Source organism: Fictibacillus macauensis ZFHKF-1, assembly GCF_000269865.1.
In the GTDB taxonomy this organism is placed as follows: domain Bacteria; phylum Bacillota; class Bacilli; order Bacillales; family Fictibacillaceae; genus Fictibacillus_C; species Fictibacillus_C macauensis.
This window is the reverse complement of sequence record NZ_AKKV01000021.1, coordinates 57,886-74,719: the sequence shown is the minus strand read 5'-3', so window position 1 is coordinate 74,719 and position 16,834 is coordinate 57,886. Positions and strand designations below refer to the sequence as shown.

At 39.6% G+C, this 16,834-nt stretch carries 19 protein-coding genes; 16 read left to right on the top strand and 3 right to left on the bottom strand.

What is annotated here, in order from left to right:
• Positions 1 to 19 precede the first annotated feature (19 nt).
• The 11 genes from A374_RS05360 (at position 20) to A374_RS05310 (ending at position 9,484) form a co-directional block, all read left to right on the top strand.
• A complete protein-coding gene (locus tag A374_RS05360; RefSeq protein WP_007201176.1) occupies positions 20 to 304 on the top strand; it encodes a hypothetical protein in 285 nt (94 codons plus the stop codon).
• A 27-nt stretch (positions 305 to 331) separates the two neighbouring features.
• Positions 332 to 1,663, top strand: coding sequence for a 6-phospho-beta-glucosidase (locus A374_RS05355; protein ID WP_007201175.1), 1,332 nt, complete (start codon positions 332 to 334; stop codon positions 1,661 to 1,663).
• 27 nt (positions 1,664 to 1,690) lie between these two features.
• Positions 1,691 to 2,023 (top strand): PTS lactose/cellobiose transporter subunit IIA, encoded by a 333-nt coding sequence (locus A374_RS05350; RefSeq protein WP_007201174.1) that lies wholly within the window; start codon positions 1,691 to 1,693, stop codon positions 2,021 to 2,023.
• 5 nt (positions 2,024 to 2,028) lie between these two features.
• Positions 2,029 to 3,120 carry a DUF871 domain-containing protein gene (locus A374_RS05345; RefSeq protein WP_007201173.1) on the top strand — a complete coding sequence of 364 codons (1,092 nt, stop codon included), beginning with the start codon at positions 2,029 to 2,031 and terminating at the stop codon, positions 3,118 to 3,120.
• 53 nt (positions 3,121 to 3,173) lie between these two features.
• The gene (locus A374_RS05340; protein ID WP_007201172.1) at positions 3,174 to 4,082 is read left to right on the top strand and encodes an N-acetylglucosamine kinase; all 909 of its coding nucleotides are present in this window, start codon (positions 3,174 to 3,176) and stop codon (positions 4,080 to 4,082) included.
• A gap of 3 nt (positions 4,083 to 4,085) precedes the next feature.
• Positions 4,086 to 4,955 (top strand): MurR/RpiR family transcriptional regulator, encoded by an 870-nt coding sequence (locus A374_RS05335; protein ID WP_007201171.1) that lies wholly within the window; start codon positions 4,086 to 4,088, stop codon positions 4,953 to 4,955.
• A 790-nt stretch (positions 4,956 to 5,745) separates the two neighbouring features.
• Positions 5,746 to 6,519: a hypothetical protein gene (locus A374_RS05330; protein ID WP_007201170.1), complete on the top strand. Its 774-nt coding sequence runs from the start codon at positions 5,746 to 5,748 to the stop codon at positions 6,517 to 6,519.
• Positions 6,520 to 6,522: 3 nt separating this feature from the next.
• Positions 6,523 to 6,909, top strand: a complete 387-nt coding sequence (locus A374_RS05325; RefSeq protein WP_007201169.1) for a GntR family transcriptional regulator — start codon at positions 6,523 to 6,525, stop codon at positions 6,907 to 6,909.
• Positions 6,906 to 7,601 (top strand): ATP-binding cassette domain-containing protein, encoded by a 696-nt coding sequence (locus A374_RS05320; protein WP_007201168.1) that lies wholly within the window; start codon positions 6,906 to 6,908, stop codon positions 7,599 to 7,601. The genes A374_RS05325 and A374_RS05320 overlap by 4 nt, the downstream gene beginning before the upstream one ends.
• Positions 7,602 to 7,614: 13 nt before the next feature.
• Positions 7,615 to 8,541 (top strand): ABC transporter ATP-binding protein, encoded by a 927-nt coding sequence (locus A374_RS05315; protein WP_007201167.1) that lies wholly within the window; start codon positions 7,615 to 7,617, stop codon positions 8,539 to 8,541.
• Entirely contained in the window at positions 8,534 to 9,484 is a 951-nt protein-coding gene (locus A374_RS05310; protein ID WP_007201166.1) for an ABC transporter permease, read from the top strand. The genes A374_RS05315 and A374_RS05310 overlap by 8 nt, the downstream gene beginning before the upstream one ends.
• A 50-nt stretch (positions 9,485 to 9,534) precedes the next feature.
• On the opposite strand, the gene A374_RS05305 is transcribed toward A374_RS05310, so the two are convergent.
• Positions 9,535 to 9,798: a hypothetical protein gene (locus A374_RS05305; protein ID WP_007201165.1), complete on the bottom strand. Its 264-nt coding sequence runs from the start codon at positions 9,796 to 9,798 to the stop codon at positions 9,535 to 9,537.
• A 132-nt stretch (positions 9,799 to 9,930) separates the two neighbouring features.
• Here A374_RS05305 and A374_RS05300 point away from each other — a divergent pair, with 132 nt between their 5' ends.
• Complete coding sequence (locus A374_RS05300; protein ID WP_007201164.1) at positions 9,931 to 10,557, top strand: LysE family transporter; 627 nt, start codon at positions 9,931 to 9,933, stop codon at positions 10,555 to 10,557.
• Between the two features lie 49 nt (positions 10,558 to 10,606).
• Here A374_RS05300 and A374_RS05295 read toward each other — a convergent pair whose 3' ends face one another.
• The gene (locus A374_RS05295; protein WP_007201163.1) at positions 10,607 to 11,863 is read right to left on the bottom strand and encodes a DHH family phosphoesterase; all 1,257 of its coding nucleotides are present in this window, start codon (positions 11,861 to 11,863) and stop codon (positions 10,607 to 10,609) included.
• Positions 11,864 to 12,234: 371 nt separating this feature from the next.
• Between A374_RS05295 and A374_RS05290 the strand changes: the two genes are divergently transcribed.
• Positions 12,235 to 13,203 carry a S8 family peptidase gene (locus tag A374_RS05290; RefSeq protein WP_007201162.1) on the top strand — a complete coding sequence of 323 codons (969 nt, stop codon included), beginning with the start codon at positions 12,235 to 12,237 and terminating at the stop codon, positions 13,201 to 13,203.
• A 30-nt stretch (positions 13,204 to 13,233) separates the two neighbouring features.
• On the top strand, positions 13,234 to 13,380 hold the full coding sequence (locus tag A374_RS20480; protein ID WP_156793134.1) for a hypothetical protein: 147 nt from the start codon (positions 13,234 to 13,236) through the stop codon (positions 13,378 to 13,380).
• 80 nt (positions 13,381 to 13,460) lie between these two features.
• Here the strand turns inward: A374_RS20480 and A374_RS21265 are convergent, their stop codons facing one another.
• Positions 13,461 to 13,592, bottom strand: a complete 132-nt coding sequence (locus tag A374_RS21265) for a hypothetical protein (RefSeq protein ID WP_274517044.1) — start codon at positions 13,590 to 13,592, stop codon at positions 13,461 to 13,463.
• Positions 13,593 to 13,799: 207 nt separating this feature from the next.
• Here A374_RS21265 and A374_RS05285 point away from each other — a divergent pair, with 207 nt between their 5' ends.
• Positions 13,800 to 14,501 (top strand): response regulator transcription factor, encoded by a 702-nt coding sequence (locus A374_RS05285; RefSeq protein ID WP_007201161.1) that lies wholly within the window; start codon positions 13,800 to 13,802, stop codon positions 14,499 to 14,501.
• Positions 14,479 to 16,677 (top strand): sensor histidine kinase, encoded by a 2,199-nt coding sequence (locus A374_RS05280; protein ID WP_007201160.1) that lies wholly within the window; start codon positions 14,479 to 14,481, stop codon positions 16,675 to 16,677. The genes A374_RS05285 and A374_RS05280 overlap by 23 nt, the downstream gene beginning before the upstream one ends.
• Positions 16,678 to 16,834: the final 157 nt, after the last annotated feature.

Here is a 16,834-nt window from a genome sequence, read left to right as displayed (position 1 = left end):
AAAAAAGGGAGCGATTACAGTGAATAAAGCGTCTAGTCTCCACTACTTTAGTTATCGAAGTGCCTTTGTTTTCTTTTTCTTTCTTTTTCTAATGAATGTGTGTGGTCATCCGTTGTTAGTAGGAATGGGTTTATCAGAAAATCTCTCTCTCTTCGTTGTTAATAGTCTTGCTGTCAGTATAGGAATGACAGGTGTATTGCGTTTACTAGAGGGTAGATTACGGGAAAGGAAAGCGCTTGTTGGTGTGTTTGCTCTTTTGCTAGTAGTGAGCGGAATTACGTGCTTTGCCATTCTATTTATGTAAGTTTTTTACGAAAAGAGGGCGCGAACTATGACTAAGAAACAAGGAATTAAGGTCGTAACGATTGGCGGTGGCTCAAGCTATACTCCTGAGTTAGTAGAAGGATTTATTAAGCGTTATGAGCAGGTACCTGTTCGTGAATTGTGGCTTGTCGATATAGAAGCGGGTCATCAAAAGTTGGAAATCGTCGGAGCGTTAGCGCGTCGCATGGTTAAAAAAGCAGGAGTTGATCTGACGATTTATACAACCCTTGATCGTAAAAAGGCGTTGCAAGGTGCTGATTTTGTAACAACACAATTACGAGTTGGGCTGTTAGATGCACGCATCATCGATGAACGCATTCCGTTGCAACATGGCATAATTGGGCAAGAAACGAATGGCGCAGGTGGGTTATTTAAAGCATTGCGAACCATTCCAGTGTTACTGGATATTGCAAAAGACATTGTAACCTATTGTCCAAACGCCTGGCTTATTAATTTTACGAATCCAGCAGGCTTAGTAACTGAAGCATTACTTCGCTATAGCGCACACCAAAAAGTAATTGGAGTCTGCAATGTGCCATATAACATGCATCAATCGATTGCCAGCATGCTAGGAGTAGAAAAAGACAGCGTATCTATCGATTTTGCTGGATTAAATCATCTTGTCTTTGGTACCCATGTGTACGTAGACGGAGAAGATGTAACGGACGCTGTCTTAGAATTATTGAGCGATCCGGAGATGGCGCTGAGTATGAAAAATATCGCACCATTACCGTGGGGCAGAACGTTTCTAAAAGCATTAGGGCTTGTTCCTTGTCCGTATCACCGTTATTACTATCAAACGAAGAAAATTTTAGAAGAAGAGTTACGTGCGTTTCATTCCGGCCATACGCGAGCAGAAGTCGTAAAAACGTTGGAAACAGAGTTGTTCCAGCTCTATGAGTCTGAAGACTTGCACGTGAAGCCACCGCAATTAGAGCAACGGGGAGGCGCGTATTATAGTGACGTTGCTTGCAATGTCATTGCTTCAATCGTGAATGATACGCGAGATGTTCAAGTATTAAATGTTCGCAATAACGGCTCTATACGTGAACTTCCAGAAGATGCTGTCGTCGAAGTAAATTGCATCGTCGGAAAACATGGCCCCACTCCTTTATCAATGGGTGCTCTTCCTATTCATGTTCATGGTTTACTTCAACAAATTAAATCCTATGAGCAAGTAGCTGCTAAAGCTGCTGTAACAGGCTCTTATGAACAAGCGCTTCTTGCCATGGCGATTCATCCGCTCGTTCCTGATGAAGAATTAGCAGAAACCGTTCTTAAGGAGATGTTAGCGGCACATAAAGCGTATTTACCACAATTTTTTTCAGAAACAAAATGAGTAGAATCATCATGAGGAGATGAACCGATGAATACGAAGCATGAAATGGATATTTTTAAAATCATATCGCATGCCGGTAATGCACGAGGTATGTGTTTTGAAGCTTTAACAGCGGCTGAGGCCTTTGATTTTGTTACAGCAGAACAACTCATGAATGATAGTAAAGAGGAGATGCGCTTAGCACATGGAACGCAAACTAAATTAATTACGGCAGAGCTAAATGGTGAACCTGCAGAGCAAACCTTATTGTTAGTACATGCACAAGATCACTTAATGACAGCTATGAGTGAACAAAAGCTAATTGAGCATATGATTTCTATTGTGAAAAAACTTGCGCCTCAAGCGAGTCGGGAGGGATAAGGGTGATGAGAAAGCTAGGCATATCCATTTATCCTGAGGTATCAACGCCAAAAGACGATCTAGCGTATATCACGTTAGCACATCGCTATGGCTTTTCGAAACTATTTACTTGTTTACTATCAGCAGAAGGAAAAAAAGAAGAGATTATCGCACGATTTAAAGAAGTCATTGGTTATGCAAAACAGCTCGGTATGGACGTAGTGCTTGATATTTCACCACGCGTGTTTACTAAGCTTGACATATCGTATAATGATCTCTCTTTCTTTGCTGATTTAGGCGCGACAGGCATCCGATTAGATCTCGGTTTTAGTGGCCGTGAAGAGGCACTTATGACGCATAATGATCATGAACTAGATATTGAAATTAATATGAGTAACAACACGCGCTATTTAGATAACATTATGTCCTATCAACCGAATCGCGAGCGTTTAACAGGCTCTCATAACTTTTATCCTCATCGCTATTCTGGCTTAAGTGAAGCGCACTTCTATGAATGCTGTCAAAATTTTAGAAAGCACAACATTCGCACGGCCTGCTTTATTTCTTCACAAGCTGCCACCTTTGGACCGTGGGAAATTACGGAAGGATTATGTACGCTCGAACGCCATCGAACGCTACCCCTTCTTGTGCAAGCGAAGCATCTAGTTGCTACAGGACTTATCGATGATCTGCTTATAGGAAATGCCTATGCATCAGAGGCTGAGCTTCAATCGTTAGCAGCTCTCGATCAGAAGAGTCTAACGTTAACGGTTCAGCTAGATCAGCACATTACGGCTTTAGAGAAAAAGATTGTGCTTCAAGAGCGGCATGTCTATCGTGGTGACGTGTCAGATTATCTCATTCGTTCAACACAATCTCGGGTTACGTATAAAGCATTTGATTTTCCAGCTATCAATACAAAACCTATTCAACGCGGTGACATTTTAATTGATAATAATGGGTACGGTCAATATAAAGGTGAATTACAAATCGCCTTGCAAGATATGGAGAATTCCGGGAACACAAATGTGGTGGGACACATTGTTGAAGAAGAACTGTTTTTACTCCATCACTTAAAGCCGTGGGATACGTTTCAATTTGAGACCATTAAAGAATAGAAAGAGTGCTGTGCGCACTCTTTTTTTGTCTGTTACACGAAAGGAGATCTGTGATGAAGTTTATGGTTGGCGTCGATGCGGGTGGAACGAAAACAGAGGCGGTAGCTTATACACTAGCTGGTAAAGAAATCGGGCATGGTGTGTCCTCTTTCGGGAATTTATTACTTCATCATGAAGAGGCAAGTAGGCATATTGCCGAGGCCGTACAACAAAGTATGTCTGCCATTAAGGAAGGATCATGCTGTGGTATTTGGATTGGAATGGCAGGGTATACACCGCAGACAGTAGAAGCGCTACAGCTCTATATGAGAAAAAACTTTCCCGGGATCGCGTGTCAGATTGAAGATGATGCAACTATTGCTCATGCGGCAATGTTTAAAGGGAAGGATGGAATTTTAACGATTGCTGGAACAGGTTCTATTTGTTTAGGGTGCTGTCACAATCAGTACTTACGTGGTGGCGGATGGGGGCATTTACTCGGTGATGAAGGCAGTGCTTATTGGATCGCGATCCAAGCCTTACGTCATATGGTGAGTGAAGAGGATCAACGTATCCCGAGAAGTGCGTTATCACAGGCAGTGTTTCATGCGCTTCAACTGAAAACGGTGCATGACATAAAGTCCTTTGTTTATAGCGCAACAAAAGATAAAATTGCAGCACTAGCAGTCATCGTTCAACAGCAAGGAGATCAAGGAGAGCATACAGCATTAGGCATTTTAAAAGAAGCTGGTCAAAAGCTTGCACAGTTGACGATCTCTGTGTTGAACCGATGTGAAAACCAACAGATGCGTATAGCGGGATATGGTGGCATTTTTGAGCATTGTGAAATTGTACGAGCATCCTTTATTCATCACATGGAAGAGAGGATTAATGGTTTGGACTATCTCTTTACACCGATTTCGGCAACAAAAGGATGTTATTATTTATTTAGTAAACATTGGAGAGACATAAAGGGGAAGTAGAGAATGGAAGAAACAAACATACTACTACGCATTCAAAGTGTGGTAGCACAATTACCAACGTCAGAGCGGAAAGTTGGGCACTATGTGCTTCATCATCCTTACGAGGTGAGTCGGATGACCATTCACGAGCTAGCAAAAGAAGCTGAAGCGAGCAGTTCGGCAGTGACGCGCTTTTGTCGATCGATTGCTGTACCTAGTTATGCAGAATTAAAAGTGCTACTTTCTTCTTTACGCTCAACATCACAAGAAGTGAAAGGATTTTACGATATTGAGCCAGATGAGCAACTTACTTCTATCAAAAAGAAAATTGTAGCGAATTCTGTGCAAGCAATTCAAGAGACAGCGCATCATTTGCAAGAAGATAAAGTCTATGCCGTAATTGAGGCGATGAAAGAGGCTGAGGTGATTTATGTGTATGGTCTGGGGGCTTCGTGGCTTGTGGCACAAGATCTAGTCCATAAGTGGCTGCGATTGGGCAAAGCGGTTCATGCCCACCAAGATCCACATTTAACAGCAGCCAGCTTAGCTGCTTCCAAGGGAAAGGCTGTATTATTTTGTATTTCCAATAGTGGCGAAACACCGGAAATTCTACAATTAGTAGATATCGCTAAAGCCTATCGTGTGCAAACCATTGGCCTCACTAGGTTTGGTACGAATACTCTTGAAAAGAAAGTGAATCTTTCTCTGCAACATGTGCGGGCTCCAGAAGCACCATTAAGAAGTGCTGCAACAAGCTCTTTATTTGCGCAACTGCTTACAATTAGTATGATTTTTTATGCATATGTTTCCAAGTATTATAGTGAATATGAACAAGAAATGAAGCGCTCTCGAGAGTCTGTTCGTGCGTTTACACAGCGAAAATTAGAAAGGTAAGATCGGTCGAATGAACCAGCGTGTGCAAGCCATTCGATCATGGAAAAAAGAGTAAGTTGTGTGCAAGAGTATTCGAGACTTCACATTGTTCACAAACCAGGTCAGACGACCTTTAGGGAGTTTGCCTGCTAGAGATGCGCATAATAAAGAGGCTGCGACATAAACAGCCTTAGCACATAAAAAATGGCTTCATCATCCGTTTCGATGATCAAGCCATTTTTTAATGTCACTCATTTGTTTTATTTTAGAATATTTTGCGTATATAAGCAGTCATAGAATGCACCAAAAATTGGAATGAACGCGCACGGGAAGTCAACTCGCGCGCAGGAGCCCCCGATTCGCGCGCAGACTAGGTTCGTTCGCGCGCAGGAGTTCCTGATTCGCGCGCAGACTAGGTTCGTTCGCGCGCAAGGGCCCCTGATTCGCGCGCAGACCAGGTAAATTGCTTACAACAAGGTAGGTAAGGGATGAAAATTAGAGAAAATGAAGAGATAATTTCGTAAATGCGCTCAAAAATGAGAGGAAATAGCGTAAAAGCTCTTTAATGATGGCAAGAAGAGTAAAGCTCAACAAGAGATTCCGAATCGCGCACAGAAGCCCCCGTTTGCGCAAGACCAAGTCCATTCCCCGCATGCACCACGAAACAGAGGAAGTATTGTGTTCCCGCCTCTTTGTTTGAAAAATAGGTCTATGCATCATGCTAAAGAAAAAAACCTTTTGACAAAGTTTTTTTGTTTAGTGTATTATGTCACTAGTACACTAGATCAATTCATCAAAGGAGGTTGCATACATGAACCCTTGGAGGGGCCAATTAGCGAAAGAATGGCGAATGAATCGATCCATGATTTTTTGGAGTTGGGGAATTCAAGCTGGTTTGTTAGGAATGGCAGGAATTATAGCATGGAAAATTCAAAGTCCTGCTGTATACGTTTTTGTTTCGTTAACTTTTTTAGTTGCGCAACTGTTCTACTTAGCGCTATTTTCTTGGCTAAGCTTGCGTAAAGAACAAAAACTCTTTCATTTATGGTTACAAACACCGCTATCGGCTCGTCATTTATTGCTCGCTAAATTAATTGTGGGATTATACGGCTTAATTGGATCATTGGTTTTGATCGCTGGATCAGCCTATAGTGTAATCATTTGTGCGTCGTCTGTTATACAAGATCTACAAATGCCAAATGGGCAAATCGGCTTGTTATTTATTCTAGGTAGTTTTTTTATCATATTTAATTCACTATCAACAGGAGTTTTTCTGCAACTTGTTTGGGCTTTTTATATGGCTACTGTCAAAACAATCGGTAAAATCAGCGGTGGTGTTTTGTTTGTTTGCTTCTTTTTTATAAGCCCGTTTTTTATGGCAAAGTGGGAAGATAGTACGTTGTTTCAATATTTGTTTTCCTGGGGCGATATTAGCTGGACAAAGGGAGCGACGATTACAGAAAATTACGAGCTTATTCGCATTTTCACTGATTTTAATATCGGTAATATTGTTTACTACGGGGCGATCACGGTGATGTTTTTCCTGTTAGCAGCCATGTTAGTCGATCGAAAAGTAGAGGTGTAATAGATGCCAGAAGATTTTAATGCCTCCAAGCCCATTTATGTCCAATTAGCAGATCGGATCAACCGACAAATTTTACGTGATGAACTTAAAATGGGACAAAAATTACCCTCTGTACGAGAGATGGCGGTTACGTCTGGAGTAAATCCTAACACAGTGCAACGGACGTATAGCGAGCTTGAAAGGATGGGAATCGTGGAAACGAAGCGCGGACAAGGAACGTTTGTAACGGAAAACGAAGAGGTTCTTCAGGACCTTCGCCAACAGTTAAAAAAAGAACATATCCACACTTTTTTTACTGAAATGAAAGAAATGGGGTTTTCTACGGATGAAATGATGCAAGGTTTGCGCTCGTACATTGCTTCGGATGCTGAAGGGAGCGATGCACAGTGATTCAATTTAATATGGTAACCAAAAAGTACCGTGGAAATCGAAAAGCCTTGCGGGAAGTCACCTTTTCTCTGCCAACAGGCAAATTTATTGGCATCGTTGGCGAAAACTCAAGCGGTAAGTCGACCATCCTTAAATTAATTTCGGGACTGATTCAACCAACGACAGGAACGGTTAGTGTTTTAGGTGAACGTCCATCACGCCTTATTTCAAAAAAAATTGCCTACCTTTCAGAGAATGATGCCTATTATCCGTTTTATACGGTTGAAGAAACCGTCGCGTATTATGAAGCTCTGTATCAAGATTTCAACACTGAAAAAGCGAATCAAATGATTAATTTTATGCAGCTCGATCAGAAGCAAAAAGTAAAAGAGTTATCAAAAGGAAAACGGGCCCGTTTAAAAATGATCCTAACCATTTCGCGTGAAGCACCGATTATTTTATTAGATGAACCGTTAGCAAATCTTGATCCCATTGTACGAGACTTAATCGTTAAAGGCTTAATATCGTTTTTGGATTTTGAAAAACAGACGGTACTATTATCTACGCATGAAATCATAGAAATCGAACCATTGCTAGATATGGTGATGTTATTAAAAAACGGTGAAGTTGTTAGCATTGAAGAGGTAGAAACGATGAGAGAAATACACGGATTAACGGTCGTTGAATGGATGAAGCAAGCGTATCAAGATTAAAGGAGGAGACAGAATGGAAAATAACGTATTAGTGTCGCTTAAAGATGTCAAAAAAAGCGTTGGAAGTAAGGAAATTATTAAAGGCTTAAGCTTTGATATACATGGGGGAGAAGTGTTTGGTTTTCTCGGTCCCAATGGGGCGGGGAAAACAACGACCATTCGTATGATGGTTGGCTTAATGAGTCTCTCTAGTGGTGAAATTACGATCAAGGGAAAAAATATTAAGACGCAATATAAAGAAGCCATTGCGAATGTGGGTGCTATTGTTGAAAACCCTGAAATGTATAAGTTTTTAACAGGCTATCAAAATTTACTTCATTTTAGTCGTATGGTAAAAGGTGTATCAAAGCAACGGATTAAAGAAGTTGTGGCACTTGTAGGGCTGACGGATCGTATTCATGAAAAAGTAAAACGCTACTCATTAGGAATGCGTCAGCGTTTAGGAATTGCGCAAGCTCTTCTCCATTCACCATCTGTCTTAATTTTAGATGAGCCTACGAACGGATTAGATCCAGCAGGTATTCGTGAAATACGTGAATATTTACGGGACCTTGCTCGTAAAGAAGGCATAGCTGTCATCGTATCTAGTCATTTGCTATCTGAAATGGAATTAATGTGCGACCGCATTGCGATCATTCAAAAAGGTGAGTTAATTGGTTTGCAAGCAACGCGCGAATTTGTGCAAGGTGCTGGAACGAAAAAGGTGCGCTTTGTTGTCGATCAGCCTCAAGCAGCTGAAAAAGCTGCCCGTCATCATCTTAAAGAAGGAGAAATTGGAACAGGTGATGATTATATTGAGATGATTGTGGAGCGAGAAGATATTCCAGAAATAACGGCAACGCTCGTTGTAGAAGGCGTTCGCATTTATAGTATTGTAGCTGAAACACAAACGTTAGAAGAAAAATTCTTAGAAGTAACAGGAGGGGAAAGCGTTGTCTAACTTTTGGGGATTAATTCGAAATGAAAATATGAAAATTTATCGTAAGCCAGGCACATTTGTAATGATGGGTATTTTAGTAGCTTTAGTACTAATTACAGCATTCCTGTTTAAGAACATAGTAGATGAGACCGTTACAGGAAATTGGAAACAAAAATTACAAACGGAAAATGTTCAGCTTCAAAAAGAAATAAAAAAAGAAGCGAAAAGCAATCCTGGTATTGTTAAATATAACACTGAAAAAATTGAAATTAACAAGTACCGCATAAAACATAATTATCAGCCAATTCGGAGTGTAGCAGACTACTTACAAAAAAGTACTAGTATGGTTTCTATAATCGTCATATTAACGCTCATTGTGGCAGGTGGAAGTGTAGCAGGGGAATTTTCAGCTGGCACCATTAAAATGCTCCTTATTCGTCCTTCAAGTCGGACGATGATTCTCTTATCGAAGTTTATTGCCGTAATTTTGTTTGCCATTGTACTGTTGCTATTGAACTTTGTTGCATCTTTCATTATTGGTGGTCTTGTTTATGGTTTTGAAGGGGCTTCACAACCAATCTTAGAATATGTAAATGGTCACGTTGAAACGATGAATGTTTTTGGGGAAATATGGAAACAATATGGATATGGCTGTATAGAATTAATTATTATGGCAACATTTGCGTTCATGCTATCTGTCATGTTCCGCAATAGCTCTTTAGCAATTGCAGCTTCAATTATCCTTTCAATGTCAGGCTCTATAATAATGTCGTTTATTAGTAAATATAGTTGGTCTAAGTATGTGTTGTTTGCCAATACAGATCTTACAATGTATACAGCAGGAAGAACACCACTTGTAAAAGGAATGACTTTAAACTTCTCTATTGCCGTCTTACTTGTTTACTTTATTGTCTTTACCGTTCTCACCGTTGTCGTCTTTAAAAAGCGCGACGTTGCTGCTTAATTAAAAAAGCTCCCGAATCATTCGCTGTATGCGAGTGGCTCGGGAGTTTTTCACGTATAACGGGTTATTTCAATCGCGTGGATGGTTTCTTGTAAATGTCGTAAATGTTCGCGTGCATGAAAAAGTTCTTTTTGTTGAGTTGGATTGAGTGTTGCATCGTGTTCGGTCTGTTTTACTCCTTGTCTTGCAATGGATAACAGCTGTCTAGCATTCTGAAATTCTTCTGGGTTGTAGTTGCTTTGTGCTTCTTCAATCGCTTTTCGCGCCGCCTCCACCTGATCAAGGGTGCGTGCATACTGCATATTTTCATCCATTAGCAGTCGCTCCTTTTCTTATTGCCTTTAGCTTATTCGTTTAGCACATCATTTATTCACCTATAAAAGTGTCCTACGAGGCGCCTGATCGGAATATACTTGGACAAATGGACAAACAGTAGGAGGGCCTAAGTGGGGATTTTAATAAAGTATGCATTGCTTGGTGTTTCATTAGCTGCGCCAATTGGACCAGTTAATGCGGCACAAATGGATAAAGGAATGCGTTTTGGATTTTGGCATGCTTGGTTATTAGGATTAGGAGCAACAACAGCAGATGCGGTGTATATGTTCTTTGTATACATGGGACTCGTTGGATTTTTAGACATACCGCTCATTAAAGCGTTTTTATGGTTATTCGGTTGTTTTGTTCTCTTGTATACAGGAATTGAAAGCATGCAAACGACCGCATTACCCGAGGTGGGAGACCAGCGGCAACACGAAAAAAAGCTACGCTGTTTTTTTGTAGGTTTTTTTATGTCTTTGACCAATCCGTTAACCATTTTGTTTTGGATCGGAATTTACGGTGCGGTGCTTGCGGAAACAGTAAGTCGTTATGAAACGAGTCAATTAATAGTCTATAGTGCAGCGATCTATGCGGGGATTTTATTGTGGGATTTTTTTATGGCTTTAGTAGCGAGTACGTTTCGAAAAGTTGTTCCAGACCGCTTTGTCCTGCTCATTAGTAAGTTATCAGGACTAACGCTCATCTGTTTTGGTTTCTATTTCGGCTATCAGGCAATTCAGCTTTTCATTCATTAAAAAAGGAACGCTTGCTACATGCCTAATTTGGCACTAGCAAGCGTTACTGTTAGAATAAAGAAATTTTACGCATAATGGAGTGGTAATTGTCTTGAATTTCTTCCGCACTAAGGTGAAGAGAGGAAGCTAAAAAGTCGAGATATTTTTCATCATTCATAAGCCAACAATTGTAATGACGTTTACAATAGTTTTCAGCTAAGTGATAAGTAGCAAACGTTTCATGAAGTGTCTTTCCTTGATAATGAATAGACCAAGAAGCATCATCTGCTCTATAAATAAAGATTTTTTCACGTACATGATTGCTATAATAAGTGCCAGCTTCATTTTCCTTAAGATTGTATTCATTGTCGCGAGCATCACGTTTTCGAGGTTGATTTTCAAACGCAGGAACGACGAAGCGCTGAAATGCTGCTGGTGACATTGTACAACCAGACGCTTTCGGATGACCTCCACCGCCAAATTGAGCAGCGTATTTTGACACATCTACTTCGTCATAAATCGTTCGAAAGCCGGCTCGTTTGCCGCCGATATTTAAAATGACAATCAAATCAAGATGAGGATTCTCACGATTTAATTCGTTACCAAGCTCTGAATGATGACTTTCTGCATGAACAATCCCAATGCGGTATCGTTCTTTTCCTGTTTCATACTCGTGATCCCATACTTCAACCATTTGGCGTTGTTTTTTGGAAATATACGCTTTCTTACTTTCTTCTTCTAATGCTAAAATCGTCTCTTCGGTATCGGTAAACGAAAAATGAGCTTCTGTTTTCAGACGCTCCATCATGTTCTTTTCAAATTCACCAGGAGGCAGTAAATAAAATAAATCATTTAACCGTTTCGCTTGTTCATTTTCATTAGCGAACCATTCCCACGTATCGTATTGACGAACAAGTTCTACATACTCTTTAAGAGCGCCTTCATCCTTTAATAACCCTTTTTCTACAAAATGCTGGTAGAGCATAGAGGTTGCTGATGTCAGTTTTCCGTCCGGTTGTTCAGAGGTAACCCAGCCCCATTGATAATCATTAAAATGTTTGGCGGTTACGTGATGATCAATTAGTTGAACATCGCGACCTTCCTCGAATTGTGATTGTAGCTCACTTGCTACCTCATCGTTTACGGCGATATCTGTTATGTATACAGTTCGCTTCTTATGGGTTTCATCGCTAATAAAGTCCGCTACTCGGCGATTAATATTTTCATGTGAACAGTAAAATGTTTCTACTTGTTCTTCACCGAGTGCTAACATGGCAACAATTCCGCATGATTTTCCGTCCAAATCATTGTGTGAAAAAAGCTTCATGCAAAGCCGCCTCCTTTCTAAGTCCACCTTCAATAGTATAGGCACCAGCGTTTTCTTTCAACCTTAAAAGGTGAGAAATGGCTTGTCAGTATTTCTCTTCATGAAACACTAGCTAAAAATAGGACTAAAGTCCTTTGTTTGTGCATTTTCAAAAAAGAATAATTAGTATTCCTTATTTTTCAATATTTGGTTGAAAACAGTATATTACAATGATAAACTATACAAACAAACATTCTCATTACTTCGAGGGAAAGTTATAGCAAGAAGAAAGGAGGCGCCTGTTCGGTTTGTCTGTATTCTTTGTGGCATAGCTTTTTTTTTAGTTGCTTCGTTCTCGAAAAAAGATCGTAATACAAAGGAGGAAGAGCTAAATGCGTAATGTGAGGTTAATCCCATTTGCCCTTGAAGAAGTGATGCCTGAATTAGATGAAATGATTCCATATGGTGTACAGATGATGAATGCGCCAGCTATGTGGCAAGAAGACGCGAAAGGCACCGACATTGTGGTGGCCGTCTTAGATACAGGGTGTGATGGTACGCATCCTAATCTAAAGGATCGTATTATTGGTGGCCGGAGTTTTATTGGTGGTGATCCTTCTGATTATTCAGATGCACACTATCATGGTACACATGTGGCAGGGACGATTGCTGCCTCGTTTTCTGCTAAAGGAGTAACGGGGGTAGCACCCGAAGCGAAGCTGTTAATCTTGCGTGTTCTAGATGAACAAGGAAGTGGCAGTTATGAAGGGATTAATGAAGCAATTCGCTATGCTATCTCGTGGCGAGGTGATAAGGGAGAGCGCGTACGCGTCATCTCTATGTCTCTTGGCGGACCAGAAGATGATCCTAACATGCATGAGGCAATCAAAACGGCCGTTGAAGAGGGAATTGTTGTTGTCTGTGCTGCTGGGAACGAGGGAGATTCGAACGAAAAAAGCGATGAGCAAAGCTATCCTGGTTATTATAAGGAAGTGGTTCAAGTTGGTGCCATTGATGAGCAGAAAAAATTAGCTTCCTTTTCCAATACGAACGATGAAATTGATGTTGTAGCACCAGGTGTGAACATTATCTCTACGTTTCCTGGTGGAAAATATGCAAAACTATCCGGAACATCGATGGCTACGCCTCATGTGTCTGGAGCAATTGCCTTACTCATCCAAAAAGAAGAGAAAGAATTTGAGCGAGGATTGACGGAACCAGAAGTCTATGCGCAGTTATGTAAGAATACGACGACCATTTGTTTATCAAAACGTGGAGAAGGCAATGGTCTCGTCTATTTAGACAGTGAATCACGAAAAGCCTGTCAACGTCAAACACAGTCTGTTACCTCCATGCAGTGAGTTGTTAATTTTAAAGGGAGGTTGTTGCGAATGGCGGTATATCAAGTCATTATGCTCATGATTAGCTTTGCCATGCTTGTCTTGAAAATGGTTGAAGAGCTGAACCGCAAAAGCAAAAAAACACCCCCTGCAAAAAAGAAGTCCACGAGTCCCAAAAAACGAGCAAAAGGCGCGTGAAATAGAGAGAAAGGGTTTAATCATCGAGGGATGATTAAACCCTTTTTTTTTATGTATATAGGAGTTGGGAAAAAATAGCGCTATTTTGTTCGCAGTGTGCGCAAATGATCCATTGTGTTGTTATCCTGCGTTTGACCATGGGCGCTATTTGCAGGATAAAGCAATAGAGCAATCACGCCTACCAATCCGGCTTTGATCAGTAATGACTTCATATGTCTTCCTCCAGTTGGATTGTCATAGAAGTTATTTTACCATAAATAAAAGCATGTCTTCGCTTCGGATTTGAAAAACATACCCTAAAGTACCTCCTTCTTAAGAAAGTCTTAAGATTTATACTACATGAATGTTAAGATTTTCAAGGTATAGTACAAATTAGAGAAAAAAACCATGTTATACTTTTTCAGGGGGGTTTAGAGACCATGAATGAATTTACAGTATTAGTTGTTGATGATGAAAAAGAAATTCGCGATGCGATTGAGATTTACTTGCGTAATGAAGGATTAACTGTGATCCAAGCAAAGGATGGAATCGAAGCGCTGGAACGCTTAAATGAACGTGAGGTCCATCTAATAATATTAGATGTGATGATGCCAAGGCTTGACGGAATTAGTGCGGCTTTTAAAATACGCGAGCAAAAAAACATTCCTATTATTATGCTAAGTGCTAAAAGTGAAGATACCGATAAAATATTAGGATTACAAATTGGGGCGGATGATTATGTTTCCAAGCCTTTTAATCCGGTGGAATTGGTTGCACGCGTCAAATCACAGCTTCGTCGTTATGTCACACTTGGAACATATGAGGGAAGCCAAAAGGAAAGCACAGTCATTCGAGTAAAGGGGCTATCGCTTGATTTAGAAGCAAAAGAGCTTACGATTGACGGTGAACTTATTAAGCTCACACCGATTGAATATCGCATTGTAGAATTGCTAATGACAAATGCGGGGCGTGTGTTCTCCATTCATGACATTTACGAACGCGTTTGGCAAGAGCCTTGTTACAATGCCGAAAATACAGTCGCCGTTCACATTCGAAAAATCCGTGAAAAGATTGAAATTGATCCGAAAAATCCGATGTATTTAAAGGTGGTGTGGGGCGTTGGCTATAAAATGGAAAAGTAAAATCGGCATAATCATATGGTTACTTCTATTTATAATAGGAATTGGTGGTGTTTTGTCAGCGTTTTTCACACCAATTAAATATACACAAAGTTATTGGGATACAGAGGAGTTTCGATATGAATATAATGATTTTGTAAATAAATTAAATATAGCTCTCATTGATTTACCAAAAGCGGAAACGTTAAAAAAACAAATTACCATTAGCGGAAGTGATATTAACAATTACCGCACAGCTAAGGGTTCATTAACAGAACAAATTAGGGATCTTAAAGAGACATATGCAGAAAAAATAGAAGAGGCTAAAGATATTAAAGAAACAAGTCTTGTTACAAGTTACAAAAAAGAACGCGATCAAAAAATTGAAAAACTAAAAAAATTTTTCCGTGACGACAACTATGTAAAAAAGCGTATTAAAGAAAAAGAAGAACGTAAAATAGACCTTTTAATCCAAAAAATACAAGAACTGAAAAGGGAGTTTGCTAAAAGGCAACAATCATTTCTCTATTATGTAAAAAATAAAGAGAACGGTAAAGAATATACGAATATTCCTGGTGCCTCATCTGAGAATGCTGGTAAAGACTTGAAAGAAGAGAACACCGTTTTTCTAAAGTCATTCGTTGATAATGATCTGGATTTTGGTGACCAGACGAGCGACTATGACCTTAAGTTAGAGTTAAGTGAATATAGTAATACTGTAAATACTAATGTAAACTCACGTCAATTTGAAGGGAAAATCGGAATTTTATCAACCTTTAAGAATAGTGAAGATATATATAATGCTTATAAATATTACAATTATCAACGATTACTATGTATTCTTCTTCTTGTGGCAGGAATCATCGCAAGTGTGTTAACGATTTGGATTGGTAAAAAGAAAGAGTTATTTAATGAAATAGGAAAGTGGCGAGCACGTAAAGTATATCAGGTCTTTCCCCTTGATTTACGTATTATTCTTTTAGGTATTACATCAATATTTGGACTTGTTGTTTTTAATGATCTCGCGCAATTTTGGAGAAATTGGGATTTTATTCGCTTAATCCCAGACATAGTTTATTTGACCTGTTATATCATTCAAATCATTTGGTTATTCCACCGTGCTGGTTTAAAAGAAACGCTCAAAGAAGACTGGCAACGCTCTTTAACGTATCGCTTTTGGAAAGCTATGCCACAAAATTTCAAGCATTTTGGACTGTTTACGCGCTTTCATTTATTATTTATCGTTATTTTCTTGGCAGGATTTGGGGTTCCAATTGCTGTACAAACAAGTGGAACGGCAATTATTTATCTTTTTCTTTTTGTTGTTGTTGTCATTCCATCCTATTTTTATTTTAGCTATCGCTTAGCAAAGTTTAACAACATCATAAAAACAACGAAAGAGCTAGCTGAAGGGAAAACGGTTGAAGATTTGCCGTTTAAAGGGAAGTCTCCTCTTGCGAATTTAGCGCGCAATATCAATACGCTCAAGCAAGGTGTGAAAACACTGCAAACGTCAGAAGCAAAAAGTGAGCGGTTGAAAACGGAACTCATCTCAAATGTTAGCCACGATTTAAGAACACCATTAACCTCGATCATTACGTATAGTGAGCTCTTAAAAACGCCACATTTAGACGAAGAGACTCGCAATGCGTATATTGAGATAGTTGATCGAAAGTCAAAACGGTTAAAAATCTTAATCGATGACTTATTTGAAGCGTCTAAAATGGCTAGTGGCAACATTGAGCTTCATCGCTCTAAAGTCGATCTTGTGCAATTGTTCCAACAAGCGATGGCTGAACAAGATGAACGGATTCAAAGCTCTACCTTGCAATTTCGTACGTCGATTAGTGAGCGCCCCATGCATGCGGTTGTAGATGGGCCAAAGATTTGGCGCGTATTTGATAATTTACTGGGTAATATTTTAAATTATTCTTTAGAACATACACGCGTCTACATTTCATTGCATATAGAAAACAATCAAGCGGTTATTTCTTTTAAAAATGTCTCGAAGTTCGAACTTGGAAGTAATGTCGATGAATTATTCGAACGTTTTAAGCGCGGCGATGCTTCTCGTCATACAGAAGGTTCTGGACTTGGGCTTGCCATTTCAAAATCAATTATCGATTTACATGGTGGTACGATGGATATTGACAATGAAGGTGATTTATTTAAAGCAATCATTAAAATCGATCTTGCATAGAATAGAAAAATAGAGAAATAAGGCATCCTAATGTAAGCTACGATGCCTTATTTTTTATGAAATAAGCGTTTTTCATGATATTTTTTGAAAAAATATCGTTACGGTTTACATTTTTCAATGGATTTGTTTTATTATAGGGATAGACTCGAAAAGTATG

What these genes read in the sequence shown, in the direction of transcription:
- A374_RS05330 (WP_007201170.1), top strand. Translation starts at nt 5,746, where the DNA reads ATGAACCCTTGGAGGGGCCAATTAGCGAAAGAATGGCGAATGAATCGA.
- A374_RS05285 (WP_007201161.1), top strand. Translation starts at nt 13,800, where the DNA reads ATGAATGAATTTACAGTATTAGTTGTTGATGATGAAAAAGAAATTCGC.
- A374_RS05335 (WP_007201171.1), top strand. Translation starts at nt 4,086, where the DNA reads ATGGAAGAAACAAACATACTACTACGCATTCAAAGTGTGGTAGCACAA.
- A374_RS05340 (WP_007201172.1), top strand. Translation starts at nt 3,174, where the DNA reads ATGAAGTTTATGGTTGGCGTCGATGCGGGTGGAACGAAAACAGAGGCG.
- A374_RS05305 (WP_007201165.1), bottom strand. Translation starts at nt 9,798, where the DNA reads ATGGATGAAAATATGCAGTATGCACGCACCCTTGATCAGGTGGAGGCG.
- A374_RS05325 (WP_007201169.1), top strand. Translation starts at nt 6,523, where the DNA reads ATGCCAGAAGATTTTAATGCCTCCAAGCCCATTTATGTCCAATTAGCA.
- A374_RS05295 (WP_007201163.1), bottom strand. Translation starts at nt 11,863, where the DNA reads ATGAAGCTTTTTTCACACAATGATTTGGACGGAAAATCATGCGGAATT.
- A374_RS05290 (WP_007201162.1), top strand. Translation starts at nt 12,235, where the DNA reads ATGCGTAATGTGAGGTTAATCCCATTTGCCCTTGAAGAAGTGATGCCT.
- A374_RS20480 (WP_156793134.1), top strand. Translation starts at nt 13,234, where the DNA reads ATGGCGGTATATCAAGTCATTATGCTCATGATTAGCTTTGCCATGCTT.
- A374_RS05350 (WP_007201174.1), top strand. Translation starts at nt 1,691, where the DNA reads ATGAATACGAAGCATGAAATGGATATTTTTAAAATCATATCGCATGCC.
- A374_RS05355 (WP_007201175.1), top strand. Translation starts at nt 332, where the DNA reads ATGACTAAGAAACAAGGAATTAAGGTCGTAACGATTGGCGGTGGCTCA.
- A374_RS21265 (WP_274517044.1), bottom strand. Translation starts at nt 13,592, where the DNA reads ATGAAGTCATTACTGATCAAAGCCGGATTGGTAGGCGTGATTGCTCTA.
- A374_RS05345 (WP_007201173.1), top strand. Translation starts at nt 2,029, where the DNA reads ATGAGAAAGCTAGGCATATCCATTTATCCTGAGGTATCAACGCCAAAA.
- A374_RS05315 (WP_007201167.1), top strand. Translation starts at nt 7,615, where the DNA reads ATGGAAAATAACGTATTAGTGTCGCTTAAAGATGTCAAAAAAAGCGTT.